The organism is Amycolatopsis orientalis DSM 43388, assembly GCF_000411975.1.
In the GTDB taxonomy this organism is placed as follows: Bacteria; Actinomycetota; Actinomycetes; order Mycobacteriales; family Pseudonocardiaceae; genus Amycolatopsis; species Amycolatopsis orientalis_D.
Genome location: NZ_ASXG01000196.1, coordinates 78,640 through 103,757 on the forward strand (window position 1 = coordinate 78,640; position 25,118 = coordinate 103,757).

General features: G+C 70.8%; 30 protein-coding genes. 18 read left to right on the forward strand and 12 right to left on the reverse strand.

Translation table 11 applies throughout. The features are described 5' to 3' along the window. Positions 1–2 precede the first annotated feature (2 nt). Genes L942_RS40340 through L942_RS40350 form a run of 3 tightly spaced genes read left to right on the forward strand, consistent with a single transcriptional unit; the run spans position 3 to position 1,473 of the window. Complete coding sequence (locus L942_RS40340; protein WP_037370608.1) at positions 3–389, forward strand: Asp23/Gls24 family envelope stress response protein; 387 nt, start codon at positions 3–5, stop codon at positions 387–389. Continuing rightward, the gene (locus L942_RS40345) at positions 386–913 is read left to right on the forward strand and encodes a DUF6286 domain-containing protein (RefSeq protein WP_037370609.1); all 528 of its coding nucleotides are present in this window, start codon (positions 386–388) and stop codon (positions 911–913) included. The genes L942_RS40340 and L942_RS40345 overlap by 4 nt, the downstream gene beginning before the upstream one ends. Next, entirely contained in the window at positions 910–1,473 is a 564-nt protein-coding gene (locus L942_RS40350; RefSeq protein ID WP_037370610.1) for a hypothetical protein, read from the forward strand. Before L942_RS40345 ends, L942_RS40350 begins: the two co-directional genes overlap by 4 nt. Before the next feature lie 33 nt (positions 1,474–1,506). Here L942_RS40350 and L942_RS40355 read toward each other — a convergent pair whose 3' ends face one another. The 4 genes from L942_RS40355 to L942_RS40370 form a co-directional block, all read right to left on the reverse strand. Beyond that, the gene (locus L942_RS40355) at positions 1,507–2,001 is read right to left on the reverse strand and encodes a nitroreductase family deazaflavin-dependent oxidoreductase (RefSeq protein WP_037370612.1); all 495 of its coding nucleotides are present in this window, start codon (positions 1,999–2,001) and stop codon (positions 1,507–1,509) included. Between the two features lie 20 nt (positions 2,002–2,021). Beyond that, on the reverse strand, positions 2,022–2,537 hold the full coding sequence (locus tag L942_RS40360; RefSeq protein ID WP_037370613.1) for a pyridoxamine 5'-phosphate oxidase family protein: 516 nt from the start codon (positions 2,535–2,537) through the stop codon (positions 2,022–2,024). Positions 2,538–2,544: 7 nt separating this feature from the next. Continuing rightward, on the reverse strand, positions 2,545–3,201 hold the full coding sequence (locus L942_RS40365) for a TetR/AcrR family transcriptional regulator (protein ID WP_037370614.1): 657 nt from the start codon (positions 3,199–3,201) through the stop codon (positions 2,545–2,547). Between the two features lie 96 nt (positions 3,202–3,297). After that, positions 3,298–4,227, reverse strand: a complete 930-nt coding sequence (locus L942_RS40370) for an NADP-dependent oxidoreductase (RefSeq protein ID WP_037370616.1) — start codon at positions 4,225–4,227, stop codon at positions 3,298–3,300. Positions 4,228–4,355: 128 nt separating this feature from the next. On the opposite strand from L942_RS40370, the gene L942_RS40375 reads away from it, so the two are divergent. From L942_RS40375 to L942_RS40400, 6 genes are all read left to right on the forward strand, one after another. Beyond that, positions 4,356–4,856, forward strand: coding sequence for a MarR family winged helix-turn-helix transcriptional regulator (locus L942_RS40375; RefSeq protein ID WP_037370618.1), 501 nt, complete (start codon positions 4,356–4,358; stop codon positions 4,854–4,856). A 31-nt stretch (positions 4,857–4,887) separates the two neighbouring features. Further along, a complete protein-coding gene (locus L942_RS40380) occupies positions 4,888–5,532 on the forward strand; it encodes a helix-turn-helix transcriptional regulator (protein WP_037370619.1) in 645 nt (214 codons plus the stop codon). 32 nt (positions 5,533–5,564) lie between these two features. Then, entirely contained in the window at positions 5,565–6,032 is a 468-nt protein-coding gene (locus L942_RS40385) for a DUF3291 domain-containing protein (RefSeq protein WP_037370621.1), read from the forward strand. A 111-nt stretch (positions 6,033–6,143) separates the two neighbouring features. Continuing rightward, a complete protein-coding gene (locus L942_RS40390) occupies positions 6,144–6,623 on the forward strand; it encodes a DoxX family protein (RefSeq protein ID WP_200863080.1) in 480 nt (159 codons plus the stop codon). Positions 6,624–6,767: 144 nt separating this feature from the next. Further along, on the forward strand, positions 6,768–6,995 hold the full coding sequence (locus tag L942_RS40395; RefSeq protein ID WP_037370623.1) for a hypothetical protein: 228 nt from the start codon (positions 6,768–6,770) through the stop codon (positions 6,993–6,995). A 116-nt stretch (positions 6,996–7,111) separates the two neighbouring features. Then, positions 7,112–7,696, forward strand: coding sequence for a dihydrofolate reductase family protein (locus tag L942_RS40400; RefSeq protein WP_200863090.1), 585 nt, complete (start codon positions 7,112–7,114; stop codon positions 7,694–7,696). Between the two features lie 147 nt (positions 7,697–7,843). Here L942_RS40400 and L942_RS40405 read toward each other — a convergent pair whose 3' ends face one another. Next, complete coding sequence (locus tag L942_RS40405) at positions 7,844–8,809, reverse strand: hypothetical protein (RefSeq protein ID WP_051166574.1); 966 nt, start codon at positions 8,807–8,809, stop codon at positions 7,844–7,846. Between the two features lie 358 nt (positions 8,810–9,167). On the opposite strand from L942_RS40405, the gene L942_RS40410 reads away from it, so the two are divergent. Then, positions 9,168–9,632 (forward strand): SRPBCC family protein, encoded by a 465-nt coding sequence (locus L942_RS40410; protein ID WP_037370627.1) that lies wholly within the window; start codon positions 9,168–9,170, stop codon positions 9,630–9,632. On the opposite strand, the gene L942_RS40415 is transcribed toward L942_RS40410, so the two are convergent. Together L942_RS40415 and L942_RS40420 are read right to left on the reverse strand one after the other, a co-directional pair. Next, positions 9,623–11,203 carry a phytoene desaturase family protein gene (locus tag L942_RS40415; RefSeq protein WP_037370629.1) on the reverse strand — a complete coding sequence of 527 codons (1,581 nt, stop codon included), beginning with the start codon at positions 11,201–11,203 and terminating at the stop codon, positions 9,623–9,625. The two genes, L942_RS40410 and L942_RS40415, sit on opposite strands and share 10 nt — an antisense overlap. 4 nt (positions 11,204–11,207) lie before the next feature. Then, positions 11,208–12,278, reverse strand: a complete 1,071-nt coding sequence (locus tag L942_RS40420; RefSeq protein WP_037370631.1) for an NAD-dependent epimerase/dehydratase family protein — start codon at positions 12,276–12,278, stop codon at positions 11,208–11,210. A gap of 234 nt (positions 12,279–12,512) precedes the next feature. Between L942_RS40420 and L942_RS42415 the strand changes: the two genes are divergently transcribed. Further along, positions 12,513–12,842, forward strand: coding sequence for a hypothetical protein (locus L942_RS42415; RefSeq protein WP_051166575.1), 330 nt, complete (start codon positions 12,513–12,515; stop codon positions 12,840–12,842). A 94-nt stretch (positions 12,843–12,936) separates the two neighbouring features. Then, positions 12,937–13,761 (forward strand): DUF72 domain-containing protein, encoded by an 825-nt coding sequence (locus L942_RS40430; RefSeq protein ID WP_037370632.1) that lies wholly within the window; start codon positions 12,937–12,939, stop codon positions 13,759–13,761. A gap of 71 nt (positions 13,762–13,832) precedes the next feature. Here L942_RS40430 and L942_RS42420 read toward each other — a convergent pair whose 3' ends face one another. Continuing rightward, the gene (locus L942_RS42420; RefSeq protein ID WP_051166576.1) at positions 13,833–14,597 is read right to left on the reverse strand and encodes a helix-turn-helix domain-containing protein; all 765 of its coding nucleotides are present in this window, start codon (positions 14,595–14,597) and stop codon (positions 13,833–13,835) included. Between the two features lie 74 nt (positions 14,598–14,671). Between L942_RS42420 and L942_RS40440 the strand changes: the two genes are divergently transcribed. Next, the gene (locus tag L942_RS40440; protein ID WP_037370633.1) at positions 14,672–15,613 is read left to right on the forward strand and encodes an amidohydrolase family protein; all 942 of its coding nucleotides are present in this window, start codon (positions 14,672–14,674) and stop codon (positions 15,611–15,613) included. Between the two features lie 599 nt (positions 15,614–16,212). On the opposite strand, the gene L942_RS40450 is transcribed toward L942_RS40440, so the two are convergent. The 3 genes from L942_RS40450 to L942_RS40460 all read right to left on the reverse strand — a co-directional run bounded on the left by L942_RS40450 (position 16,213) and on the right by L942_RS40460 (position 18,810). Next, on the reverse strand, positions 16,213–16,464 hold the full coding sequence (locus L942_RS40450) for a hypothetical protein (RefSeq protein ID WP_158684608.1): 252 nt from the start codon (positions 16,462–16,464) through the stop codon (positions 16,213–16,215). 511 nt (positions 16,465–16,975) lie between these two features. Then, positions 16,976–17,365 (reverse strand): RidA family protein, encoded by a 390-nt coding sequence (locus L942_RS40455; RefSeq protein WP_037370885.1) that lies wholly within the window; start codon positions 17,363–17,365, stop codon positions 16,976–16,978. Then, positions 17,362–18,810: an FAD-dependent monooxygenase gene (locus tag L942_RS40460; RefSeq protein WP_037370636.1), complete on the reverse strand. Its 1,449-nt coding sequence runs from the start codon at positions 18,808–18,810 to the stop codon at positions 17,362–17,364. Before L942_RS40460 ends, L942_RS40455 begins: the two co-directional genes overlap by 4 nt. A gap of 100 nt (positions 18,811–18,910) precedes the next feature. Here L942_RS40460 and L942_RS40465 point away from each other — a divergent pair, with 100 nt between their 5' ends. The 5 genes from L942_RS40465 to L942_RS40485 all read left to right on the forward strand — a co-directional run bounded on the left by L942_RS40465 (position 18,911) and on the right by L942_RS40485 (position 23,663). Continuing rightward, positions 18,911–19,558: a TetR/AcrR family transcriptional regulator gene (locus tag L942_RS40465; RefSeq protein ID WP_037370637.1), complete on the forward strand. Its 648-nt coding sequence runs from the start codon at positions 18,911–18,913 to the stop codon at positions 19,556–19,558. Between the two features lie 274 nt (positions 19,559–19,832). Beyond that, positions 19,833–20,252 carry a hypothetical protein gene (locus L942_RS40470; protein WP_037370638.1) on the forward strand — a complete coding sequence of 140 codons (420 nt, stop codon included), beginning with the start codon at positions 19,833–19,835 and terminating at the stop codon, positions 20,250–20,252. A 357-nt stretch (positions 20,253–20,609) separates the two neighbouring features. Next, entirely contained in the window at positions 20,610–21,074 is a 465-nt protein-coding gene (locus tag L942_RS40475; protein ID WP_037370640.1) for a hypothetical protein, read from the forward strand. A 127-nt stretch (positions 21,075–21,201) separates the two neighbouring features. Beyond that, positions 21,202–21,765 (forward strand): hypothetical protein, encoded by a 564-nt coding sequence (locus tag L942_RS44735; protein WP_158684609.1) that lies wholly within the window; start codon positions 21,202–21,204, stop codon positions 21,763–21,765. A gap of 242 nt (positions 21,766–22,007) precedes the next feature. Beyond that, positions 22,008–23,663 carry a hypothetical protein gene (locus L942_RS40485; RefSeq protein ID WP_037370643.1) on the forward strand — a complete coding sequence of 552 codons (1,656 nt, stop codon included), beginning with the start codon at positions 22,008–22,010 and terminating at the stop codon, positions 23,661–23,663. A 59-nt stretch (positions 23,664–23,722) separates the two neighbouring features. On the opposite strand, the gene L942_RS40490 is transcribed toward L942_RS40485, so the two are convergent. Then, positions 23,723–25,039: a CynX/NimT family MFS transporter gene (locus L942_RS40490; RefSeq protein ID WP_081655425.1), complete on the reverse strand. Its 1,317-nt coding sequence runs from the start codon at positions 25,037–25,039 to the stop codon at positions 23,723–23,725. Between the last annotated feature and the right edge of the window lie 79 nt (positions 25,040–25,118).

The window sequence follows — 25,118 nt, forward strand, 5'->3', positions numbered from 1 at the left end:
CCGTGAATGTCGCAGCGGAGGCCCGGACCGCTCCGGACGAGCGCGGGAGCCTCACGATCAGCGAGCACGTGCTCGAACGGCTGGCCGCCCACGCGGCCGGCGAGATCGACCGGGTGGGCGGGTCGGCCGGGCGGACGCTCGGGATCAGCCTCGGCGGTGAGGCGCTGGACCGGTCGGCGAAAACGTCGGCGCGGATCGCGGGCGGCGAGGTCGAGCTGGACGTGCGGATCTCGCTGGAGTACCCGGCTCCGGTGGGCGCGACGACCGAGCGCGTGCGCGGGCACCTGCGCGAGCGCGTCGAGGACCTGACCGGGATGCCGGTGCGCCGCGTCGGGATCACGGTGACCGCATTGCACGTCGAACCCGCCGGGCGAAGGAGGATCGAGTGAAACGCCGGACCCGCCGGTCTTTTCCGGCGAGCGTGACCGCGGTCGTGGTGCTGGCGGTGTGCGTGCTGGCCGCCGTCGCGGCGATCCAGCGGCTGACCGGGCACCAGCCGTGGCTGGACTACCGCGCGGTCGCCGCGGCCGTGCACGGCGCGCAGTGGACCGATCTCGTCCCCGCGCTGGTCTCGGGCGCGGTCGCGGTGCTCGGGCTCGTGCTGCTGTGGGCGGCGCTGCTGCCGGGCAAGCGCCGGATCCTCCCGTTGACGGGCACCCCGGATTCCGGGGCCGATGCCACCGGCTACCGGACCGCGTTGCGCACCGCCGCGGCCGAGGTGGACGGGGTCGACCGGGCCCAGGTCGCGACCGGGGCGCGCAAGATCAAGGTGCGGGTGAAGACGGCCCGCACCCGGACCGACGGGCTGGCCGACGCGGTCCGTGCGGCCGTCGAGTCCCGCCTGGACCGCATCTCGCCGGTCCGGCGGCCCGCGGTGTCGGTGCGGGTCCGCGCTACGAGGGAGTCGTCATGAACCGTCCGGCCGCGCTCAATCGCTTCCTGCTCGCGGTGATCGGCCTCGTGCTGCTCGCCGCCGGCGGCTTCGGCCTGGCCACGCACTTCCGCGTGCTGCGGGTCCTCGATCCGCAGGCGCCGCTGGTGCCGGGCACCGGCGAGCCGCCCACGTGGGTGTTCTACGTGATCGCCGCGGCGGCGGTCGTCGTCGGGCTGCTCGCCCTGCGCTGGCTGCTCGCCCAGCTCGCGCACCGGCCGCGCACCGGCGTCTGGCGCTTCGAAACCGATCCCGCCTACGGCCGCACCGAACTGCGCGCCGACGACGCGGTCGCCCCGTTCGTCGAGGAACTGCGCGGATATCCGGGAGTGCACAAGGCGAGCGCGTCGCTCGCCGGAACCCGGGAAACCCCGTCGCTGGCGCTGATCGTCACCTGCGAGCAGGACGCGGACCTCGCCGACATCCGCCAGCGCATCACCGAGGAAGGCCTTCCGCGGCTCAAGGAAGCACTGGAGCTGGACGACCTTCCGGTCGAGATCGAGTTCCGGTTCACCGCCCGGGCGACCGCCCGCGTCGGGTGAGCAGCAGGCGGTTTCGCCGCCGCGACGACCCAGTCAGCGCGGAGTGAGCACCACGACCGGAATTTCGCGGTCCGTCCAGTCTTGGTACTTCTGGAAATCCGCGTACAGCTCGACCAGCCGCGGCCAGAGGTCGCGGCGTTCGTCCGCCGACGCGACGCGCGCGGTGACCGGGACGTCGCGGCGGCCCTTGAGACGGACGCGGGTTTCCGGTTCCGCGCGCAGGTTGAAGTACCACTGCGGATGATGGGGCAGTCCGCCCTGAGAGGCGACGACGACCAGGTCGTCCCCGGACCGCAGATACAGCAGCGGGGTGGTGAACAGCCGCCCGGACTTGCGGCCGCGGTGGTCCAGCAGCAGCGTCGGGACGGGTTTGCGGAAACCCGCTCCGACGCGCCAGTTGTGGCCGACCCGGCCGTCGGTCAAGGTGAAGAGCTTGACCTGGATTCTGGCCAGGTACTTCATCAGCGCCGCCGTCACCGGCGAGTCCAGGCCTTTCGGTGCTTCTGCGGGCAGCGAAAAACGTCCCATCGCGACCTCCTCGGAGCGCGTCAGCGGGCAAGCGGGGGCGAGCAGTGCTCGGCAGTCGATCCGGCGAGCGGCATCGGGCCGAGACCGAGTTTGCGGTGATCCCAGGAACGGATCCGCGCCACGTCGACGCGGACCGCGACCCGTTTGCGGAGCATGAATTCCACCATCGGCTTCGCCTCGTCGGTGTATTCGCCGTGGTAACGCTCCCAGATGTCGACCCCGACCGCCCAGAGCGCCTCCGGGTCGTCGACGACCTCGGCTCGCCCTTCCAGCGAGACGCCGCGCAGCACGTCGTAGGTCAGGCCGTCTTCGATCAGCACGGTGACCCGCGGGTCGCGGCGGAGGTTGACTGCCTTCTGCGCCTTGGCTTTCGTCTCGAACCACAGCACGCCGTCGAGGACCGCGTACCACATCGCGACCGCGTGCGGATGCCCGCCGGGACCCAGCGAAACCAGCGTCGCGGTGCGCTGGGAAGCGAGGTAGGCCGACACCTCCTCGGAGGTCATCTCGATCTGCGCTCGCTGGTTCGTTCCCATCGGTTCCTCACTTCCTGCGGCGGGCCACGGGCGGGCCGGCGAGTATCGAGGCGACGACGTCGACGAGGTCCTCGACGATCTGCTCAGCGGTCCAGTCCGCCGCGTTCGGGCCGTGCAGGCGGCGGATGCGGCCGACATCGCCGAGGACGTCGAGGGTCACGGTCATCGCTTGGGACAGCCGGAAATCGAGCGTCCGGCGGGGGACGCCGGGGCTCGTCCGGTCCAGCAGTTCGACGAACGCGGCGTTGCGCTCGAAGAACGACTCGGCGACCGCGTCCAGTCCTTCGCCGCCGGTCGCCAGCAGCTGCCCGACCAGCCGGATCCAGCATTCGCCGCCCGATTCGAGCACCGCGACCACCGGCTGGACGTACGCGCGGGCCAATTCGCGTGCGGTGACGTGCTTTCCGGGCAATTCGCGCAGTACCGCAGTGCGCTCGCCGGTCACCTGGCCCAGGCGGCTGCGCAGGACCGCGTCGAGCAAGCCTTCCTTGGATCCGAAGTGGTAGTGGATCGCCGCGACGTTCGTCTGCGCCGCTTGCATGACGGTCCGCAACGACACCGCTCCGACGCCGTGCTCGGCGAACAGCCGTTCCGCGGCGGCGATCAGGCGCTGCTCGGTCGCCGCCCCGCGACTGGCGGGGAGCCGCGCGGCTTCGGTGTCCATGGCGTGGACTCTATCAGCCGATTCAATCAGTTGATAGAACGAGGCGGCGCGGTTCGAGCGCTGAAGGCGGGGTCCTCCAGCGCTCGAACCTCAGTTTCAGGGAATGAGCACGGTCTTCCCAGCCAGCCTTCCCGCGGCCGCTTCGTCGTGAACGGCCGGGAGATCGGCCAGCGGCCGACGGTCGGCGACGGTGATCCGCAGCGTCCCCGCGTCGACGCGCTCGACGAGTTCCGCCAGTTGCCCGGCGTTGCTGACGACGAACACCCGGGCCGTCCGGATCCCGCGGCCAGGGTTCTCCGGCGGGGGAGTGGTGGTGCTGACCAGCGCTCCGCCGTCCGCGACCAGATCGGCGAGCGCGGCGTTCTCCTCCGGAGTGGTGGGCACGAGGTTGAGCACGACGTCGAACGGTGCTCCGTCGACCGCGTCGGAAGCGAAGTCGAGGTGCCCGATGATCCGGTCGGCTCCGTATGCGCGGAGGCGTTCTTCGGTGCGAGAACTCGACGTCGCGGTCACGGTCGCGCCTGCCTGATGCGCGAGCTGAACGGCGAAGCTGCCGACCGCCCCGCCGGCGCCGTTGATCAGGATCGTCTGGCCAGCTTGCAGGCGGGCGTCGTCGAAGAGGGACTGCCAAGCGGTCAACCCGGCGACCGGAAGCGCGGCGGCATCGGGCAGTTCGACCGTCTTCGGGGCTGCGGCCAGCGCCTCTGCAGGAACGAGGGCGTACTCGGCGGACGCACCGTCGGCGTTCATCGGCAGGAAGGCCACCACCGCGTCGCCGACCTGGTGGCCGTCTGCTCCGGGGTCCAGCTCGGCAATCGTCCCGGCGGCCTCGATGCCCGGGATGTGCGGGAAGGCCAAGGGAAACACCTCCTGCAGACCGCCCGCGCGGATCCCGGCGTCGACCGGGTTGAAGGAGGTGGCGGCCACCCGCACGAGGACCTGTCCCTCGGCAGGCGTCGGACGCTCGGCGTCTTCCAGCGTCAAGACTTCGCTTCCGCCGTAGCGGTGGTAGCGCACTGCTTTCATGACATCCTCCGTAATCTGCTTCGAAATCGAAGCACTCTGCGGCCGAGTATGCTTCGACCTCGAAGCAAAGTCTCGGCGACGTGAGGACTGCCACAATGATTCGACTTCGAAGCATCTAGACTGGCGGCATGGCGGACGCGCTGGAGCCCAAGCAGCTCACCACCTATTTCGCGCTGATGGAGGCGGTGAGCCTGCTGCAGCACGCCGTCAGCCAGCAGTTGCGGGCCGAGGGCGGCCTCAGCTACGTGCAGTTCGAACTGCTGGCCCGGCTCGCCGACTCCGCCGAGCCGCTGACCATGACCGAGCTGGCCGACGGCGTCGTCTACAGCCGCAGCGGCCTCACGCATCAGGCGGGGCTGCTCGAAAAGGCCGGCCTGGTCACCCGTGGTCCCAGTGCGGACGACCAGCGGGCTACCGTCGTCGGCATCACCGACGCTGGGCGGGAGCTGGTCGCGAAGGTGCTCCCGGGGCACATCGACGCCGTTCGCCGGCTGCTGTTCGCCCCACTGTCCACTTCGGACCTTGACGCACTGGGCGGCATCATGACCCGCGTCCGCGACCACATGCGCGCCGAGCCGCCGCGGTCGGCCGCGACGCGCCGGAGTGCGAAGGGGAGCGGCGTCCTCTAACGCATATCGCCGTTGTTCTTAGACTGGCGGCGTGGAAGACATCGAGGCGATCGCCGTCCTGCAGGATCCCGTGCGGCGGCGGCTGTACGACTACGTGGTTTCCCAGGACCACGACGTGAGCCGGAACGAGGCCGCCGAGGGGGCCGGGATCCAGCGCACGCTCGCCGCCTTCCATCTCGACAAACTCGTCGACGCGGGATTGCTGGAGACGGAAAGCAAGCGGCTGAGCGGACGTTCCGGCCCGGGCGCCGGCCGTCCGGCGAAGCTGTACCGGCGGTCTGAGGCGGAACGTCAGTTCTCCGTTCCGGCTCGCGACTACCGGACCGCCGCCGATCTGCTCGCCGAAGTCGCCGAAGTCGCCCGCCTCGACAACGAACTGCAAGCTGCCGCCCGACGCGAGGGTCGCGCCGCCGCGTGCCCCGTCGAAGACCTCGCCGCCGCGAAGGAACTGCTGGCCGCGCGCGGTTACGAGCCCCGGCTGGACGACGACGTCCTGCGGCTCGTCAACTGCCCCTTCCATGTGCTCTCGCAGCGGCATCCGGGACTGGTGTGCGGGATGAACCTGGCGCTGCTGGAAGGGCTGCTCGAGGAGGCCGAGGGTCTGCGGCCGCGCATGGATCCGCGCCCCGGGCTGTGCTGTGTGATCGTCGAGCGTTCTAAAAATAATGAGAGTTGACATAGAAGGCCCGGCGATGGTGAGGTGAAGGCGTGACGGAACATCACCTCGCCCAGCTCAACGTGGGCATCCTGAGACATCCCCTGGAAGACCCCCGGATGCACGGCTTCACGTCGATGCTCGACACCCTCAACGAGGTCGCCGACAACGCGCCCGGCTTCGTCTGGCGCCTGGTCGGGGACGGCGGCAACGACGCCACCTCGATCCGGTCCTCGCTCGGCGGCGACGTCCTGGTCAACATGTCGGTCTGGGAAAACCGCGACGCCCTGTGGGACTACGTCTACCGCAGCGGGCACCTGGACATGCTGCGCCGGCGGTCGGAATGGTTCGAACTGCCGAAGGCCCCGTTCCAGGTGCTGTGGTGGGTTCCCGCCGGGCACATTCCGACGGTCGAGGAGGCCGTCGAGCGCCTGGAACTGCTGCGGGAGAAGGGGTCCTCGCCGCGCGCGTTCGGTTTCCGGGACAGCTACCTGCCCGAAGGCGCCGCCTCGGCGCCGTGACGTCCGCCCCTGTTCGGCGACACGTCCGGCGGGTCGCCCGGACCCGCCCGCGGGATGGCTAGGGTGTCCGGCGTGGCGAACATGTCCCGTTGGTCGGATGAGAATGGCGGCTTGGACTTCGGTCTGCTGGTGCTGCGGCTGATGCTCGCGGTCGCGATGGGGGCGCACGGGCTGATGCAGGTGTTCGGCCTGTTCGGCGGCGCGGGCATGGCGCGCTTCGAGAACCTGTTGCGCGGCTACGGATTCAGCCACAACATCGAATTCCTGACCTGGCTGACCGGGATCACCGAGGTCGGCGGGGCGGTCCTGCTGGTGCTGGGCCTGCTGACCCCGCTGGCCGCGGCCGGCCTGCTGGGCGTGGCGATCAGCGCGGTCCGGGTGAAGTGGGAAGGCGGCCTGTTCGGCGACCGCGGCCCGGGCTTCGAACTGGAACTGACGCTCGCCGCGATGGCCTTGGCGCTGCTGCTGACCGGCCCGGGCTGGTACGCCCTGGACCGGCACACGGCGTGGCGGCAGAAACCCCTGGGCTTCGGGGTGGGCGGACTCTTCCTGTCGATCTGCGCGGCGGTCGGGGTGGGCTCGCTGTTCTGATCCCGAACGGGCGACGGAAAGCTCTGAAAAGCTGGCCTGCGCGTTGTGCGGCGACGAGTTCCCGCTGGAGTTCCTGGTCGCCGCGCACGTGAAAAAGCGGTCGCCTGCACGGACGACGAACGGCGGAACCTCCGCGACACCACCATGCTCGCCTGCAGTTTCGCCTGCGACGTGCGGTACGAATCGGGCTGGATGACCGTCGACGAAACCGGCTGCATCCGGGCCGTCGAACTCGACCGGCTTCCCGCCGGGAGCCTGACGCTGCGCATGCGCCAGCTGGCCGGCCGCCGCTGCGGAGCTAATCGGGACGCCTCCGAACCGTACTTCGCCTGGCATCGCACGACCACGTTCCTGGGGAAGCTGGCCGGCTGAGCCGCGACTCGCCCCGGCGACGCGTAGCGCGCCCGACCCATCCCTGCTATCGTCCCTGACTGCTTGCACTTCGCAATCACCCCGGGAGGCCCGTCGTGCCGGACACCACCTGTCACATGTCGATGTCGCTGGACGGTTTCGTCGCCGGGCCAGCGCAGAGCCGGGAGGATCCGCTGGGGAAACGCGGGCGGGAGCTGCACGGCTGGCACCTCGGCGACCCCCGGGCGACCGACGCCGACAAGGCCGCCAGCGAATGGCTCATGCGGCCTCGCGGCGCGTACGTGATGGGGCGGAACATGTTCGGTCCCGTCCGCGGCGAGTGGGACGAGGACTGGTCGGGGTGGTGGGGTGCCGAACCGCCGTATCACGCGCCGGTTTTCGTGCTTACGCACCATCCGCACGAGCCCATCGAGATGGTGGGCGGGACGACGTTCTACTTCGTCACCGAAGGCTTCGACGCGGCTTACGCGGCAGCTCGCGAGGTCGCCGGGGACAAGGGCGTCGACATCGCCGGCGGAGCTTCGACGGTCCGGCAGGCACTCCAGGCCGGGGTGATCGACGAGTTCACTCTCGACATCGCGCCCGTCTTGCTCGGGTCCGGCGAGAGCATGTTCGACGGGGTGGAAACCTTTGGCTTCGAGCCGGTCGAGGTGCTGCATTCGCCGCTGGCCACGCACATCCGCTACCGCCGCGTCAGCTGATCGGCACTGCGCGTCCCGGAGATCATCACCGAGCGACTGCGGCAGGCCCACGGACGCCGGCACGGAACCGTCCAAAGCGGACGGCACCTCGTCGCGGATGACCGGCGGTCCGGTTTCGACCGTCCGATATGGACTTAGCGAGCGCCGTCAGCCGCGGTACCTCGGCGGAGCCTGGAGCGGTTCGAGCACGTCGTCGACGCTCGCCGGCGACCTCGTCAGCTGAAGGCGCTTCACGCCGACCGGCGGCCGTCCCACCCACAGCACCGCCTGCGGGGTGTGGCCGAGCGTGACACGTTCCGCGAGCGTGTCGCGTACCCGTCGGCTGGCCGGGCTCAACCGGCCGGACGCGAGACCGTCCCCGGTAGCGGTCAGCAGCACCGAACTCAGCGCCTCTCCCGCGCGCAGCCAGGCGAGGGGGTCGTCGCCGGGCGTACTGAGCACGATCAGCGACGCGCCGTCGCTTCGAGACTCCGCTTCGCCGAGCGGGAGCCGCTTTCCCGCCGCGGCGCGGACGAGAACGCCCTGCGGAGCGACGAGAGACGCGCTTCTCGCATACACCTCTTCGCGCCGCAGCTGGCCGGGAATCCGTGCGGCTTCGCCGATCGCGGTCATGACGTACCTGTGCACCGTGCGGTCTTCCACCGGATGCAGCACCGCGCCTTCGCGGGCGGCGGCTTGCGAGAGCCGGTCAAGGCAGTCCGGCGGCACGGGCCGTCCGCCGCACGGACGCAAGTCCTCGCGGCGGCGGGGAATCGCCGTCGCCAAAGCGGCTTCGGCGGCGGCCGGTTCGCCCGGCCGCGGCGTCACGACAGCCAGGTGGTCCGGTTCCGCCGGGCACGGGACCCGGTCCACCGAGCAGGCCCAGCCGAGACCGGCGAGCGCGATCCGGAGGTGGTGCAGGGCCGCGCCGCTGTTGACCGTCTGCCATCGGCGCGCGGGGTCTCCGGCCGCGCGCCGCCGGGCCGGGTCCGCGTACAGGTGGAGGGCGCGGTACCCGGTGCGCCATCGCCAGAACGGGGCGTCTGAGCGCCCGGGAGCGAGCAGTGCCGCGGCCACCGCGCTCTCGACGGCGGCGGGGCTGGGAACCCGCGAATTCGGCAGTGAATTCGGCATTGTTGCTTCCCGCTCGAGTTGGGGGAGTGAGTCCGGTCGGTGCCAGGCTCCATGGTGCGCCCCCGCGCGGGCCCGCGATAGGGGCCGAGGTTCATCAATTCGGAGCGATCTTCGGCGGCGGTCCCGCGAAGCTCGCGGTTCGCGCATTCGGGACGACCGGCCGACTGCCCGACCGCAGGCCCGCCCGTGGCGACCGGATCGCCGCGTCGACCTGGTCCACCGCGGCTGCCCGCGCCGGGTACGGAGGCGATCGCCTTCCACCGCGGCTGCCGGCCCTCCACTGCCCTGCCGCTTCGCGCTGCCCGGGAGTTTGCCCGCCCCGCCCGGGGGAATCCGGCGGAAAACGAGGAGGAGACGCATGGTCGAAGTGAGCCGGACGGTCCCCGCGCCGCCGGAAGCGGTGTTCGAGGTGCTGGCGGACGGCTGGTCGTATTCGGGGTGGGTCGTGGGCAGTTGCCACATCCGCGACGTCGACGCGAGCTGGCCGCAGGTGGGCGCGCGCATTCACCACAGCTTCGGGGGATGGCCGCTGCAGCTGGACGACACCACGGCGGTGGTGGCGGTCGAGCCCGGGGTTTCCCTGGAACTGGAAGCTCGCGGAGGTGCTCTCGGCACGGCGAAGATCGAGCTTTCGCTGGTCCCGGACGGGGCGGGCGAGACCACGGTCCGGATGGCGGAGCGGGTGACCGGCGGGGTGGGCAGTTTGCTGCCGGAGAGCGTGCAGGCGTTGGTGCTGGGCCCGCGCAACCGGGAGTCGCTGGCGCGGTTGGCGGCGTTGGCGCTGGGACGCTGGCGGGGGACCGGAGAGCCGGGTCAGCGGTAGACGGCCCGGTTCGCCGCACGGATCACCGCAGCGTACCCGGAGCCCAGCAGGCGGTCGCGGGCCAGCGCGGCGCGGGCGGCGTTCGCGCCTGGCCCGCCGTGCACCGCGCCGCCGGGATGGGCCGCGGCACCGGCGAGGTAAAGCCGGTCCACCGGCGTGTCGGCGCGGCCGAGACCCGGCACCGGACGGAAGAACAGCTGCTGGTGGATCGCCGTCGTGCCGCTGTTGATCGCGCCGCCGACGAGGTTCGCGTCGTGGCCGGCCAGCTCCGCCGGGCCCTGCACGCGCCGGGCCAGGATCAGGTCGCGGAAGCCGGGTGCGTTGCGCTCCACGGTCGCTTCGACGCGTTCGGCCTGCCGGCGCACCGTGTCGGGGTCGCTTCCGCGGGGGAGGTGCGTGTAAGCCCACACGGACTCAGTGCCCGCCGGCGAGCGGGTCGAGTCCGCCGTCGTCATCTGGCCCAGCAACAGAAACGGCTGCTCGGGCACGCGATCCCGCGCCAGTTCCGCGCCGAAAGCGGACAATCCGTCCTCGTCGCAGCCCAAATGCACGGTTCCCGCGCCGCGGGCGTCCTTGGCGGTCCACGGGATCGGTTCGGACAACGCCCAGTCGAGCTTCACCGTCGCGCTGTCCCATTCGAAGACCTGGAGATCCGCCAGCAACCGGGCCGGCAGCCATTCCGGGGCGACGAACTTGCCGTACAACATCTCCGCGGTGACGTCGGCCAGCACCGCCTTGCGAGCCCGGATCGGCTCGCCGTCCGCGCACCGCACCCCCACCGCCTTGCCGCGCGCCACCAGCACCTCGGTCACCGAGACTCCACAGTGGACAGCGCCGCCCTTCGCCCGCAGCCGCCGGGTCAGCGCCGCCGCCAGTTCGCTCGCGCCGCCCTCGGGCACCGGGAAACCGACGTCCTGGGCCAGCATCCCCAGCAGCCAGCCAAAAACCGCGCTTCCGGCGTTGTCGACGGAAAGGTCGCTGTGCGCGGCGTTTCCGGACAACAGCAACCGGGCGCCTTCGCCGGCGAAGCGTTCGCGGGCGAACCGGCGGGCGGGCAGCGTGAGCATCCGCGCGAGCCGCAGCGATTCGGCCGTTCCGGTCCGGCGCAGGAACCGGGCACCGGCCCGCAGCGGAGGGAACGGGGTGAACAACGCGTCGAGGAATTCGTCGCGGAACCCTTGCCATTGCGAGAAAAGCTCGCGCCACGATTTCGCGTCCCCGGCAGCGAACCGGGCGACCGATTCCGCGGTGCGGTCCAGGTCGCGGGAAAGGACGGCGCAGCGGTCGTCCGGGAAAACGTGCGCGAGCGCGTCCGGCGCGTGGAGCCAGCGCAGGCCGTGCTCGGCCAGGCCGAGGCCGCGGAGCACCGGGGAGGCCGCGCCGAGCGGGAAGAACGCGGCGCACAGGTCCGAACGGAATCCCGGCGCGGTGATTTCCTCGGTGCGCAAGGCCCCGCCGGGGACGGGTTGTTCTTCCAGGACGACGACGTCCCAGCCCGCATCGGCGAGCAGGTTGGCCGCGACGAGGCCGTTGTGCCCGGCCCCGATGACGATCGCGTCGGCGGTGTGCACGGGCTCAGGCCTGCGACTGGCGCGTCGGGCGGCCCCTGCCCAGCGTCCGCGCGCGGTCGAGCAGGCCGGGCCGCGCGGAGGCGAGCGGGGCCGACGGCGCGCCGTCCTTGCGGCGCATCCCGGCGACCAGGTCCCGGACGGTTTCGGCCGAGCTGTGCCGCGGCGTCCAGCCGAGCACGAGCCGTGCCCGCGAGGTGTCGACCAGCGCGGCGCGGTCGGCGAGTTCGAGCCAGCCCGGGTGCAACGGCTGGAGCCCGGCGAGCCAGGCCGCGCGCGCGACCGTCCGCGCGGCCGGCTTCGGCACGGCGACCCGGGTGCCGCCGATCGCGTGGGCGAACGCGGCGGCGTCGAGCACGTCGTCGGCGGCGAGGTTGAACGGGCCGACCGCTCGCTGGTCAAGGGCGAGCCGGAACGCTTCGGCGACGTCGTCGGTGTGCACCGCCTGCAGCCGCAAGCCCTGCCACAACGGCACCGGCGAGAACCGGCCGCCGACCAAGCGGGGCGGAAGGACCGGCGGGAGCAGCCACCGGGTGAATTCGCCTGCCGCACGCCGCTGCAGGATCGCGCACGGCCGCATCCAGGCGACGGCGATGTCCGGATGCGTGGACGTGAACAGGCTCAGCGCCTCTTCCAGATCCGCCTTGCCCCGGCTGTAAGCGCTGGACGCGATCCCGCGGCACGGCCAGTCTTCGGAGACTTTTTCGTCGTTCGGCTCCGGCGCGTAGGCGGCCGCCGAAGAAGCGCAGACCAGATGTCCGACGCCTGCCTTGTCGACGGCCTTCAGCACGTTCGCGGTCCCGCCCTCGTTGGTGCGGGCCATCGGCGGGTCGCTCCACACCGGGGAGATGGCCCAGGCCAGGTGCACGACCGCGTCCGCGCTGGCGAAGATCTCGGTCAGCAGTTCGTCGGCGCCCGGCGCGCCGATGTCCGCCGAATGCCACTCCGCGCGCGAGTACGGCTCGGCGGCGCGGTCCGGCACCCGGCGGGCGACGCCGACGAGTTCGTGGCCGGGGTCGAGGGCACGCAGCAGCGCGGTGCCGACGTTGCCGCTGGCGCCTGTGAGCACGATCCGCATGCGGGCCGCATACCCGCTCCGCGCTGGCGGAAACGTTCAGCCGGCTCCGCTGGCCAGCGTCGCGAGGTCGCGGCCTTCCGGACGCCTGGCGGACAGCATCGCGCACCCGCGAGACCCGCGTCACGGGCTGTTCAGTCCAATTTGACTTCCCAGGCGAACACATGTTCGACTGCTGCTCTGGGCCGCCGAGAGCCGGGACGGCCCGGAGCGGGGAAGCGAGCAGGTGAGCCAGAGGTGAGCGAGTGGCCGTCGTCGGTGCGGAAAGTGGATCCGCCGATTCCGGTGTGGGTGGGCGTGCGGAAGCTGCTCGTGCTGGGCACCGAGATCCTCGCGCCGCGCGACCGTGCCGGGCTGCGGATCGAGACCGAGCATCCCGGGCTGCTGTTCGAATGGGCGCGCCGCGAGGACGGCGGGCTGCTCGGCTGGGTCACCTACCAGCTCGTCACCGCCGACGACCGCTGGTCGCGGCCGGTCAGCCACTACGTGCCGGCACATTTGCTGCGCCGCCGGGGTCCCGCCCGGCGGCACCGGTACGGCGACTACCGGCCCCGGACGCACGGGTGAAGGGCCCTGCGGGGAAACCGCCGCCCGGGTAGTAACTTCCCCTAGCGGACGAGGGGAGCGGACGACGGTGGCACGTCTTCATGTCGGCTGCGCGATGTGGACGCACAAGGCGTGGCCGGGGCGGTTCCTGCCGCAGTCGCTGCCGGCGAAGGAGCGTCTGCGGGCCTACGCGAGCTGGTGCAACGCGGTCGAAGGCAACACCACCTTCTACGCGACGCCCGCCCGGTCCACCGTCGAGACGTGGGCGCAGCAGACCGGCCCCGACTTCCGGTTCGTGGTCAAGGTGCCCAAGGCGGTGACGCACGAGCGCCGGTTCGCCGGGGTCGAGACCGAGATGCGGGCATTCCTGGACGCGCTCGAACCCCTCGGCGAGCGCGCCGTGCTGTGGACCCAGGTGCCCGGCTCGTTCGGACCAGCGGACGTCGACGTCCTCGGCCGCTTTCTGCGCCGTCTTCCGGCCCATCTCCGGCGTGCGGTCGAGGTGCGGCATCCCGAGTTCTTCGCCGACGCCAAAGCGACGTCGCTGTTGGAAGGGACGCTCGCCACCGCGTCAGCCGAGTGGGTGCCGTTCGACACCACGGTCTTCTTCCAGCGCCCGCCGGCCAGCGAGGCCGAACAGGACGCCTGGGCGAAGAAACCGCGGCTGCCGCGCCGGACGCGAGCGCTGACCGACCGCCCGGTCGTCCGCTACCTGGGCCGGGACTCGGTGGAGGAGACGGTCGCCGGTTGGCAGCCGTGGACCGAGGTCGTCGCCGGCTGGCTGCGGGAAGGCCGCTCGCCGACGGTTTTCCTGCACACTCCGGACAACGACGAAGCACCGGCGCTGGCCCGCCGGTTCCACGCCGACGTGCGCGCGTTGGTGCCGAGCCTGGAGGCACTGCCGGAACCGGAGCCGGTGGAGCCCGCGACGCTGTTCTGAGCGGTTGACGAGCGGAACTGATCGCGACGGTGGCGGGCCCTCCTGTGTCCCGTTCGGTTGCCGAGGGCTGGCTACTCCGCCGGGACGAGCGTGATCAGCCGCTGCTGAGGATTGTCGACGACCTGCAGCACCACCTGGTCCACCGTCTCCTCGTTGCCGTCCGGAAGACGCAGCCGCACCCGCAGATGGGTATGCGGCCGCACGACGTCGTTGCGTTCCCAGAGAGCCTTGAACGCGGGGTCCGTGCGCAGCAGCTCGTCGATCCAGTCCCCGGTCGGCGGGCCCGCCGGGGTGCTCGCGCGCACGATGCCGATCGTGGTGCGCCGCATGGCTTCCAGGTCGGCGAAGCGGCTCTGGAGCACCGGATCGGTGAACAGCAGCTGCGCGTACCGGCGGCGTTCCGGCGGCACCGCGCCGAAATCGGTCAGCAGCCGCGCCGCCGCGGGGTTCCAGGCCAGCACCGAGGTCGCCGGGCCGACGAGGACCGCGGGCACCTCGCCCATCCGGTCGACCAGGCGGCGCAGCGGATCGCTCGGCTCGGGGTTCTCCGGCGGGGCGTCCGTCGTCGCGACGAGATCCAGGGCGTACCGCGTCTGGTCGGCGTCGAGCCCGAGCGCGGCGGCGATCCGGCGGATCACGTCGGTGCTCGGCACGACCCGGCCCTGTTCGATCCTCCTGTAGTACTCGTCGCTGACGAAGGCCAGCGCCGCGACCTCGCCGCGCCGGAGGCCGGGCACCTGCCGCCGCCCCGATTTCGCGGCGGCGGGCGGCGGTGCTTCGTCGCGGCGGGCGTGCAGGAACGCTCCGAGCTGGGCGAGCCGCGGGTCGCGCGCCATCAGCGAGGGCTCCGGGGGAGGGGGATCGGATTCTGCCCCTCCCGCGCCCGGCTCCGGCCGCGCACGGTGGAGGCATGATCGACCGCGAACGCATCGACGTCCACACCCACCTGGTCCCTCCGTTCTGGGGCGAGGCACTCGCAGCGCACGGCGGCGACCCGTCGGGCTGGTCGGTTCCGCCGTGGACGCCGGACGACCACCTGAAATTCATGGACGCCAACGGCGTCGCCACGAGCGTACTGTCGCTCACCGCCCCGAGCGTGACGGGCTGGTCCGGCCCGGCGCGTCGCGAGACGGCCCGCCGCGTCAACGAATACACCGCCGACCTGGTGCGGGAACGCCCGGACCGGTTCGGGCTGTTCGCCACCGTCCCGCTGCCCGACGTCGAAGGCGCGGTCGGGGAGGTGGACCACGCGTTCGGCGCGCTCCAGGCCGACGGCGTGGTCCTGCTGTCCAACTACTCCGGAAGCTATCTGGGCGACGACCGCTACGCGCCGCTGTGGGAGACACTGGACCGGCATCGCGCGGTGGTCTTCGTCCATCCCGCGCACCCACTCGTCCCGTTGCTTCCCGAGGTTCCGGGACCGCTGGTGGACTATCCGTTCGACACCACGCGCAACGCGGTGCACATGGTGTTCCACGGCATCACCGAGCGGTACCCGAACGTGCGGATCATCCTTTCGCACGCGGGCGGTTTCGTGCCCTTCGCGGCGTTGCGGTTCTGTCAGATCCAGGCCGCGCTGGAGCCCGCCGGGCCCACCGCGGACGACTTCCTGGCGCGGTTCCGCAGCTTCTACTGGGACACCGCGCTCTCGTCCGGGGAATACGCCTTCGGCGCGCTCGCCCGGTTCGCCGATCCGGCCCGGATTCTCTACGGCAGCGACTTCCCTTACGCCCCGCCGGAAGTGGGCACGCGGTTCACCGAAATCCTGGACACCGAAAGCGGACTGACCGCCGAACAAAGCCGAGCGATCGACTCCGGGAACGCCCGGGCGCTTTTCCCTCGGCTGCGCTGAGCGGGAATCGCGCCGTGCTGAACCGCGGCGCGATTCCTCCTCAGGACACTGGCGAGTACGCCGTCGCGTGGTGCCGCGCTCCGTCGACGCGGGTGCCGCATCCGGGCGGCGAACCGGAGCGGATCCTGGCCGGGACGGCATCGCGGCTGCGGGAATTCCGGCGCGGCCAGCAGCGCGGTCGGGCTCCGCGTCGCCAGCGGTAGCTGGGTCGGCCCGGACACCGGCGTGCTCGTGGAGCATTCCTCGCTGGGCTGGTAGGCCGTGCCCGCCGGGCCGATCCCTGGCGGAGCGGTCCGGCCTGCCCGCCGGCCCGACGGCTCTGGCACGGCTCAGGCTCTGCAGCGGACACTGTCGCGCGTCTCCCGCTCCCCGCGCCGGACTCCCGCTGCTCCGGCGGCCGATCCGGCCGTCTCGAAGCCGATGAGGCCGAAAGGACGGCCCGCGGTGGCCGACAGTCCATTGTGGATGTTAGCGGGGCGGCCGCGTCGATGCGGCGGGCCGGGTGCTTCCGGTGAGTTCCCCGGTGGCCACTAGCTGGGCGTGGCCGCCGGGTGGATGCAGCTGCACGCGATCTACCCGCACCCGCATGTGGTTCCCGTCTAGCGGACTTCCGCGAGTTTTCCGGTGGCGAGGTCGAAACGAACCGCGGGCCTCGGGCGCGAGCCGGAACCCGAACGGTTGAAGCTGTCGCGTTCGCTCGCCGCCCGCAACCGCTCGCCGCGTCCGCGCGGCCCGGATCGGTGCCGGAAGGCCGCGGCGGCCCACACGTCCAGCGGATCCGGCCGTCGCCGGTCGTGGCCGGCCGCGCACCCTTCGGCGGCCGCCATCCACAGTCCAAAGTGGCCGGTCACGAAGGTCCGGCACGCCATCCCGTGCTCTCGGCACGGGCCGATCTAGCGGCGAAGGGGAGTGGTCGCCGAAAAGAACGTAGCGGCTCGGCGGTTGCCGGAGCGAAGACGGCGGCATGGGTTGCTCGTGGGTGGCGAGGTCGATCGGCCGCAGCCGCGAGACCACCTTCGGGGTCGGCGAGGCTGAGAGCGTCGTGCCCGAACGGCGGCGGGACATTGCCGCTTCGGTGAACAGCTGCCGCGCCACCATTATCGGGTCGAACGCTGATTCGCCAGAGGAGGGGAGGAAGCGTCGAGATAGCTCGTTCCACGTGCCTGGTCCGGACGCGCGTCCGCGACACCGGCGAGGACCATCGCGCCGTAGCTGTGGCCGACGAGGGCGGCCTGGCCTCGTCGGCGTGCTGCAGCAAGCCGCGACCGGCGAGCGTGGGCGCGGAAACGGTGCGTCCGGCCTCGGGCGACCGCGTCGGGATCCGGTCCCATGCCCCGGCGCCGTGCGCCAAAACGCAGTGGCTTACTGCGCGGGCACTTTCGTGACGACGTCGACCTCGACCAGCACCTCGGGGGCGAACAGCGCCGCGACCCCGACCAGCGTGCTCGCCGGAGCCGCGGGCACCCCTTCGCGCAGCGGAGCGAAGAGTCCGGGGAGCAGCTCGGGGCGGTAGTCCGCCACGTAAACGGTTTCCTTGACGACGTCTTCGCGTCCGCAGCCAGCCGCGGCGAGCGCGACGTCGAGGTTCCGCGCGATCCGCCGCATTTGGGTCACGTGGTCCTCGCCGCAGAGGTTCCCGTGCTCGTCCCAAGCTACTTGCCCGGAGAGGAAAACGAGGCCGTCCACTCGTACGACCGGCGTGAAGGCTCCCGGAATGCGGTGCAGCCCGGGAGGCGTCAGGTATTCGGTCATCGCCGCACCGCCGCGTGCTTCGGGGCGCCGAGCCATGCCGTGAGCGCGGCTTCCCGCCGCGCGGGGTCCGGCGGATCGGTTTCGCGGCGCACCCAGGCGATGTGCCCGTCCGGCCGGATCAGGACTTCGCGAAGATTCCCGGGCCGGGTGCTCTCCGCGGTGATCCGGTCTTCCCAGGCCTCGGCGACCTGCGCCGCGCCGTCCCCGAGGTAGCCGAAAGTGCCGCTGCGCACCAAGTCCGCGCCTTCCGATCGAGGCATCCGGGCGCCGACGAGCGGGTCGCCGTCCGGTGCCGGATAGGACGTCGACAAGGCGGACACCAGGCCGGCCAGCCGGGCGTTGACCTCGGGGATCTCCAGCAGCGAATCCAGCAGCGCGCGCAGCGCGGCCACCGGGCGCTGGTACTCGGGGACGAGTGTGAGTTCCAGCAGCAGCGTCTGGGCCTGGGTGTTGTCGGTGACCAACTGCCCCACGGGGAATCGCTCGGCGTGGTAGGTGTCGAGCAGCCCCGGCGGTGCCCAGCCGTTGATCTCGGCGGCGAGTTTCCAGCCGAGATTCATCGCGTCCTGCAAGCCGGTGTTGAGGCCCTGGCCCGCCGCGGGGAAATGGATGTGCGCCGCGTCGCCCGCGAGGAAAACGCGACCGGACCGGTAGTTCTCGGCCAGCCGCGTGGCATTGCCGAACCGCGACAGCCAATGCGGCTCCGCGATCCCGAAGGACGTACCCGTCAGTTCCACCAGCGTTTCGCGGAACTCCTCGAAGGTCACGGGTTCCGTTGCCGGGACCCGCATTCGCCGCGGACTGGTGACCACGAGCCGGGTCACGCTTCCGGAAAGCGGTGCGATCAGCACCGGACCCCGTCGGGCGGCAGCGATCTCGTCCTGGTCGACGACGGCGAAGTCGCCGAGCATCGAACTCATCGTGCCGTCCGAACCCGGGAATCCGATGCCGGCGGACTCCCGCACCTTGCTCCGTCCGCCGTCGCAGCCGACGACATAGGCCGCGCGAAGCCGGAAGTCTCCGTCCGGTCCGATCCCTGCGACCTCAACCCCGGCCTCGTCCTGGGTCAGCGACACGAATTCGTGCTCGTAGGAGATTTCGACGCCCAGTTCCCGCGCGCGTTCTTCGAGCAGTTCCTCGGTCCGCGCCTGCTCCAGGAACAGGGTGTAGCCGTGGCGGGTGTCGAGCACGGAGAAGTCGAGTTCTCGGGAGAGCCCGGCGAAATGCCAGCTCGGGACGGTGCGGCCCAGCGCGAGAAACCGGTCGGCGATACCGCGCAGTTCGAGGATCTCGATGCTGCGCGGATGCAGCGTGAGAGCGCGGGACTGCCCGTGCCGCTTCCGCTGCCGCTCGAGAATCCGGACACGCACTCCGGCCAGCGCCAGTTCGGCGCCGAGGAGCAACCCGGTCGGGCCCGCTCCGCTGATCACGACATCGGGGTCCATCGTCGCCTCCACTATTTTCCGAACAACGTTCATTTAAGACTGCCGCCAGTGTCCTGAGGAAGGGCGAAGCTGTCAAACACGCTGGTAGGCTCGCCTCGACATGACCGCGCACCAGCCCCGCACCCGAGGCCGCCCGCCCGCCGCCGACCGGGCCCACGTCACCGCCGCCGCGCTCCGGCTGCTCGACGAAGAAGGCCTCGACGCGCTCACCATGCGGAAGCTGGCCGCCGCGGTCGGCGTCCAGGTGGGGACGCTCTACGGCTACTTCCCGACGAAAACGGCCTTGCTGACCGCCATGGCCGAAGCGATGCTGGACGGCTGCCACGCCGCGGCCGACGGAATCGCCGAGCCCCGGGAGCGGGTACTGGCCCTCGCGAGGACCCTGCGCACCGCACTTCTGTCTTATCGCGACGGCGCCCGGGTCTACGCGGGCACGCATGCCACCGGGCCGAACACCCTGGGCTTTGCCGAAGCCCTCAACGCCGCCCTGCGCGAGACCGGGCTCGATGCCGAGGCCGCGATGAAGACCGCGCTGCTGGTCCTGCACTTCGCGACCGGTCACGTCCTCGAGGAGCAAGCCGCGCTTCAGTCCGGTCCGAACCTGCCCGCCGACATCGGCCAGCTGCGCCAGGCCATCCAGGACGGCGACTACCCGCACCTCGCCGAAGCTCAGGACCACCTGACCGGAACGGACCTGAACGCACTCTTCGAGCAGGGCCTGCGCTTGCTCACCGCGGACCTGCCTTGAGCGTTTCCCCGCGCGGCAAGGGTTTCTCGATCGTGCGCGGGAACGGAGCCGTGCGGCCGCGCCTTTCCTGTGCTTGACCAGCGGCCGCCGTCTCGGCCCGTCCCACGACCCGGTGAGCGGTCTGGCGTGCTCGACTTTCCGGGCGAATAGTTCATGAGCAGCAAGAAATGCTCCGCCCCGAACAGAGGCGATGTCCGGGCGGTGGGCGTTCTTGCGCGCCGCCGGGCGGAATCGGGATCCTGGTCTCACCGAGGTGCGGGGGAGGAGCTGGGCGATGGACGACGTGGAGCTGACGCATCGCGAATGCGTCCGGCTGCTCCGGTCACCCGAACGGGGCCGTCGCGGGATTGTCGCGATCGACGGGCTGAAGCCGGTTCCGCGGGTCTGCCTACTCCTCGACGCGGGCGACGTGCTGATCCCGACCGGCCCGGACAGCGGGCTGGTGCGCTTGGCGGCGCTGCGCCCGGTTTCGCTGGAGTTCACCGAACAGGACAAGGACGGGCGGTTGCGGTGGACAGTCCGCGGAATCGGCCTCGCACGGCCGATGACCGGGCTCGACGTTCCGCATCCGGTGCCGCGCAGCACGGTTCTCGCCGCGACGGCGGACGCGTTCCGCAACGGTGTCCGGGTCGTGGTGGCCCGCTATCGCGGCAACCGGTCCGCAGTCGTGATCCCCGCCCAGCGGGACGGCTGAGCGGGTTTTCCCGCGGCCACGCCCTGCTCTCGGCGCTCGATCGCCAGGAGCGGGTCGCCGCGCGATCTTTGGTAACCGTTCGGAGACACTGCTGCGGAACCTCGCCGGGGTGGTGATGACCGGATACAATGCTTTTGCCTGAAATCGGTTGTTCCTGCGTTTCGTTCGCTGTTCGTGCCTGTCCGGCGGCTGTCGGCCGGGCCGGAGGTGCGTGACCCGGGCGGCTGGGTGAACAGGAGGGGGACTGCGAGGCGAAGGCGGTGCTGTCACACAGCGCCGGGCCGCCGAGCGGAGGCGTCATTCACCGGAAGGGGTCAGGAGATTACCGCGGACATTACGAGAGCCACCGTCAGACGTTTGACCGTGACTGCGGGCTGGCTGATCGTTGGCGGGGACCTGCTGCTGAGCGCGGGGGCCCTGATGGCGATCGCCGAGCCGTCCGGGCCCGGCTTCAATTTCGGCGCGGCCGGCTCCCTTTTCTTCGGGATGTGCGCGGCGGGGGCGGGTCTGCTGGTCGCCCTGACGGCGGCGCTGGCTTGGCTGCGGGCCAACAGGGGCGATTGGCCTCCGCCTGCCGGACTCCTGCCCTGGGAAACGCGGCTGAAGCGCTTGACAGCGGCCGCGATCGTCCTGAGCGCAGTCGGGGCGATCGTGCTGGGCGTGGGTCCCCTTTTCTTCGACGGGCCGCCAGGCAGTGGTTTCGCGAGCGATATCCCGGCCTTCGTGGTCGGCCTCTGCATTTCCGGCGCCGGAGTGCTGAGCGGCCTTGCCCCCGCGTTGTACTGGTGGAGCACTGCTCCCCGCTTCTCGCCTAACGCATAGCGATCAGGGAGGCGGCATCGTCCGCTCGGTCTCCCAGAATGTGCGCACCGTACTCCGCTTCGTCATCCAGCGGACGAGCACGCACCCGGCCTCGCCGAGCCGAGGCGTCATTCAGCCGGAAGGAATCATGAGAACCACTGTCAAGACGTTGATGCTCGTCGCGATCTGGATCACCGTTGCCGGGGTCGTCCTGCAAGGGCTGGGATACCTCTCCTTCGTCTTGCAGCCGCCGAACACCGGAGCCAATATCGGCGGCGGCGGAGCTCTCTTGTTCGGGATGGCGGCAATCGCCGGGGGCCTGCTGGTCGGCGCGGCAGCGGGAGTGGCTTGGCTGCGGGTCCCGAAGACCGAACGGCGCTCCGCGGTTCCGCTGCTGCCCTGGCAAAAACGTCTCCGGCGCCTGACCGCGGCCGCGATGGCGCTGATCGGTGTCGGGGCCGCCGTGCAGTTCGCGGGTGCCGTCAGTCTCATGCACGAAACCGCGTTCTCCGATTGGAGCGACACTTACGCGATCGCCGTGACCGGCCTCGGCATTTCCGCTCTGGGTTTGCTCGCCGCGGTTCCGTACGTCGTGTACTGGGTGTCCTGGCGTCGAACTGCCGCCCGTCTTTCGCGTCGCACATGGCTGTCAGGCGGTCCGCATGGTGCGCTCGACCTCCCAGAAGGCGCGCACCGCGACGACCTGCCCTGACCGGTCCACCCGGTACCCGAACACTCCCTCGGCCCGGAGCGCTTGTCCGCCGGGCTCGATTGTCTTGCCGACCCGGCGGTGTGAAATAGCTCAAGCGGGTCGCTTGTCAATAATTTTCCCTTGGTGAATCAGTCTGCCGGAGAACGTAACGTGCGGACTTTTCTTTTCGACTACGAGGCAGCTCGAGCGGTATTTGCTGCCTCGAAATGATCAGTCGAACGAATCCCGGGGATGGGAAGCGCATGGCGGCCGAAAATGATCTCCTGCTCGAAGACGCGGACCTGCCGGCGCTCGAACCGCGGCGACGGGTGCGGTGGCCGCTGCTGACGGTGACCGCCGTGGTCGGGCTGGGCTTGTTCTCCTGGTGGCTCGGCCCGGTCGCGCTCGTGGCGCCCTGGGACAATTTCATCCTGCTGGACGGCGGCTACCGGATCGCGCAAGGCCAGGTGCCCGGCACTGATTTCTCGAACGCCATCGGGCCCCTCGTTTATGCGCTCACGTCGCTCGGCATGCAGCTGCAGGCGGTTCCGTCGTTCGCCGCGGTGACGTACGGCTGTTTGCTCTTTCTCCCGGTCGCCGCGGTGCTCGCCGGATATGTCGCGCACCGGCGGTTGCCCGGCGGGTACGCGACAGGATTCACCGTCTTCATGGCATTGCTCGTCATTTCCGTCCGGCCGCCGGGTTACTCTCCGGGCACGACGACGTACGCGATGCTCTACAACAAGTTCGGCTGGCTCCTTTACTCGACGCTTTTGCTCGCCGCGTTGGTCCGTCCGCGCACCCGGCGTCCGCTGACCGACGGCGCCGCGATCGGCCTGCTGCTCGGTTTGCTCGCCTATGACAAGGCCAACTTCTTCCTGATGGCCGTGCTCGCCGTCGTCCTCGGATTGATCCTGCGGACCCTCGCCGCACGCGCGGTCGCCGGCGCGGTCGCCGGTTTCGGGCTGATCGTCGTGGTGTTCTGGCTGGGTTTCGGGATCGGTCCGGCCGGCTACGCGAAAGATGTCGTGACGGCGTTTGCCGCGCAAGGAACCGCGAAACGCCTGAACCTGCTGGTGCACAGCATCGCGTACAACGCCCCGGCAGGTGTGCTCGCCTTGCTTGTCGTCGCCGGTCTTTTCTGGCTTGCGAGACGCCGCGGCGAACCGGCGCGGCCGTGGCGGCTGCTCGTGCTCACCCTGTTCGTGCTCGGGTCGAGCGTCGTGATCTCCGCCGCCGACAGCCCGGAGAAGTCCGATCTCGCCGCTCTTGTCGTCATTCCGCTCGTGCTGGTAGCCGCCCTGAAACCAGAGCTGCCGCGCTGGACCGGGGGAGACGGCCGCGGCCGGATGCCGGTGCCGCTGCTCGCCGGGCTTGTTCTGCTGCTCGTCGCGACAACCGCGCCGATCGCCGGGAAGGACGCGTTGGCGCTCGGCATCAGCGCGGCTCGCCGCGAGGTCGTCGCCGCACCGCCGCCGGCGCAACGGATCACAAGCCCGCACCTCGGCGACTTCGTCGTCCCAGCGGACTCGACGTGGCAGACGGCCTACCGCACCGCATCGGCGGTCCCGGCAATGCTCGACGACGGGTTAGCCTTGCTGCGCCGCCACATCCGGCCCGGTGATCGCGTGGTCAGCATGTCCTTGGCCAACCCCTTCGCATTCGCGCTGGACCTGACGCCGGCAACCGGCGGCCCGCTCTGGTGGGACCTGGAGATCAGCTTCGACGAGCAGACGCACCCGGCGGCCGAACAGGTTTTCGGGGACGCGGAGTGGGTCATGGTGCCCAAGCTGCGGAGCGGGCAAGGCTGCTGCCAGGACACCGTCGAGGCGATGAACCGCATCTACGGCGGCTACCTGGCACAGCGGTTCCGGATGGTCGAGTCCACCGAGGATTGGACGCTTCTGGCGCGAGGTTGACCTGCTCCTCATCCCCGGAAGGTGACGCTGCGCGGGCCAAGCGACGCGCCCGCGGCTGGTCAACGAGAACTGGCTGACTGGGCGAGTCGGCGCGGAAGCCGCGTGGCGGTCAACCGGACGAATCCGGGGCGGGCGGCCACCAGTCCGCACGCGAGTTCGGGCACCAGCAGCAGGATCAGCAGCCAGATCGGTGCTTTCCACCCGTCCGTGAGGGTGTGCAGCAATCCGAAGGCGAGCGGGCCGCACGCGGCGAGGAGGTAGCCGCCGGACTGGGCCATGCCCGAGAGCCGCGCCGTGACCTGGTGGGTGGCTGAACGCAAGTTGAGGAGGGTCAACGCGATCGGGAACGCGGCGCCGGTAGCGACTCCGAAGACCGCGATCCAGAGCCAACCGGCCTGTGGGGCGAGCAGCAGGCCGCCGAGTCCGACGGCCATCAGGGCCACGACTCCGACGACAAGCGGTCGCTGGTCGCGCAATCGGGCGGCGATGACCGGCACGACGAAGCCGAGCGGGATGCCGATGACGATGACGACCGAGTTCATCGTCCCGGCGGTGGCGGCGGAGAAGCCCTGGCCTTGCATGATCTCGGGAAGCCACGACGTCAGCGTGTAGAACATCAACGACGTCATCCCCATGAAGACCATCACGCACCACGCCAGCGGCGAGCGCAGCAGCGACCCCGCCGCGCGCCCGGCAGAGGGCGTGCGTTCCCGCCGTCGGGTGCGGAGGCTGAGCGGGCCCCAGACCAGAGCGGCAAGCGCGGCCGGGATCGCCCACGCGGCCAGCGCCCACTGCCAGCCGCCCAGGTGTTCCAGCGGGACGGCCAGGCCCGCTCCGGCAGCGCCGCCGACGGACAGCAGCATCATCGACAAGCCAGTCAACGGTCCAATGCGGTCGGGGAAGAAGCGCTTGATGACCGCCGGGAGCAGGACGTTGCCGACCGCGATTCCCGCTGCGGCCAGCACAGTGCCCGCGAACAGCGCGGCCGGCACGGAAACCACTCGCAGCAGCAGTCCGATCGTGATCGCGACTAGAGCCGCGGCGATCGCCGTCTCGGTGCCGATCCGGCGCGCGAGCACGGGGGCGAGCGCGGAAAAGATGCCGACGCACAGTTCCGGCACCGCGGTGAGCACGCTGACTCCGAGTCCGGACAGTCCGAACTCGTGCTGGAGTTCGCTCAGGACCGGGGGAACGCCCGTGATCGCTGCCCGCAGGTTCAGGGCCAGCAACACCAGGCCGACGAGGGTCCAGGCCGCGGCGCTCCGGCGTGGTCTCGCGCCCGGGCCCGGCCAGCGTGCCGACCAGCGGGCCAATCCGGCCGCGACCCCCGTTACCACCACGGCTTCGGCGAACAGCGACAGCCACACCGTGCCCATCAGGACTCCCTTCTCCGCTGATCTTCGTCCAGCGTGGTGCGCCGAACCCGACAGGTCCAGGTTGTCTTTCCGGACCGAA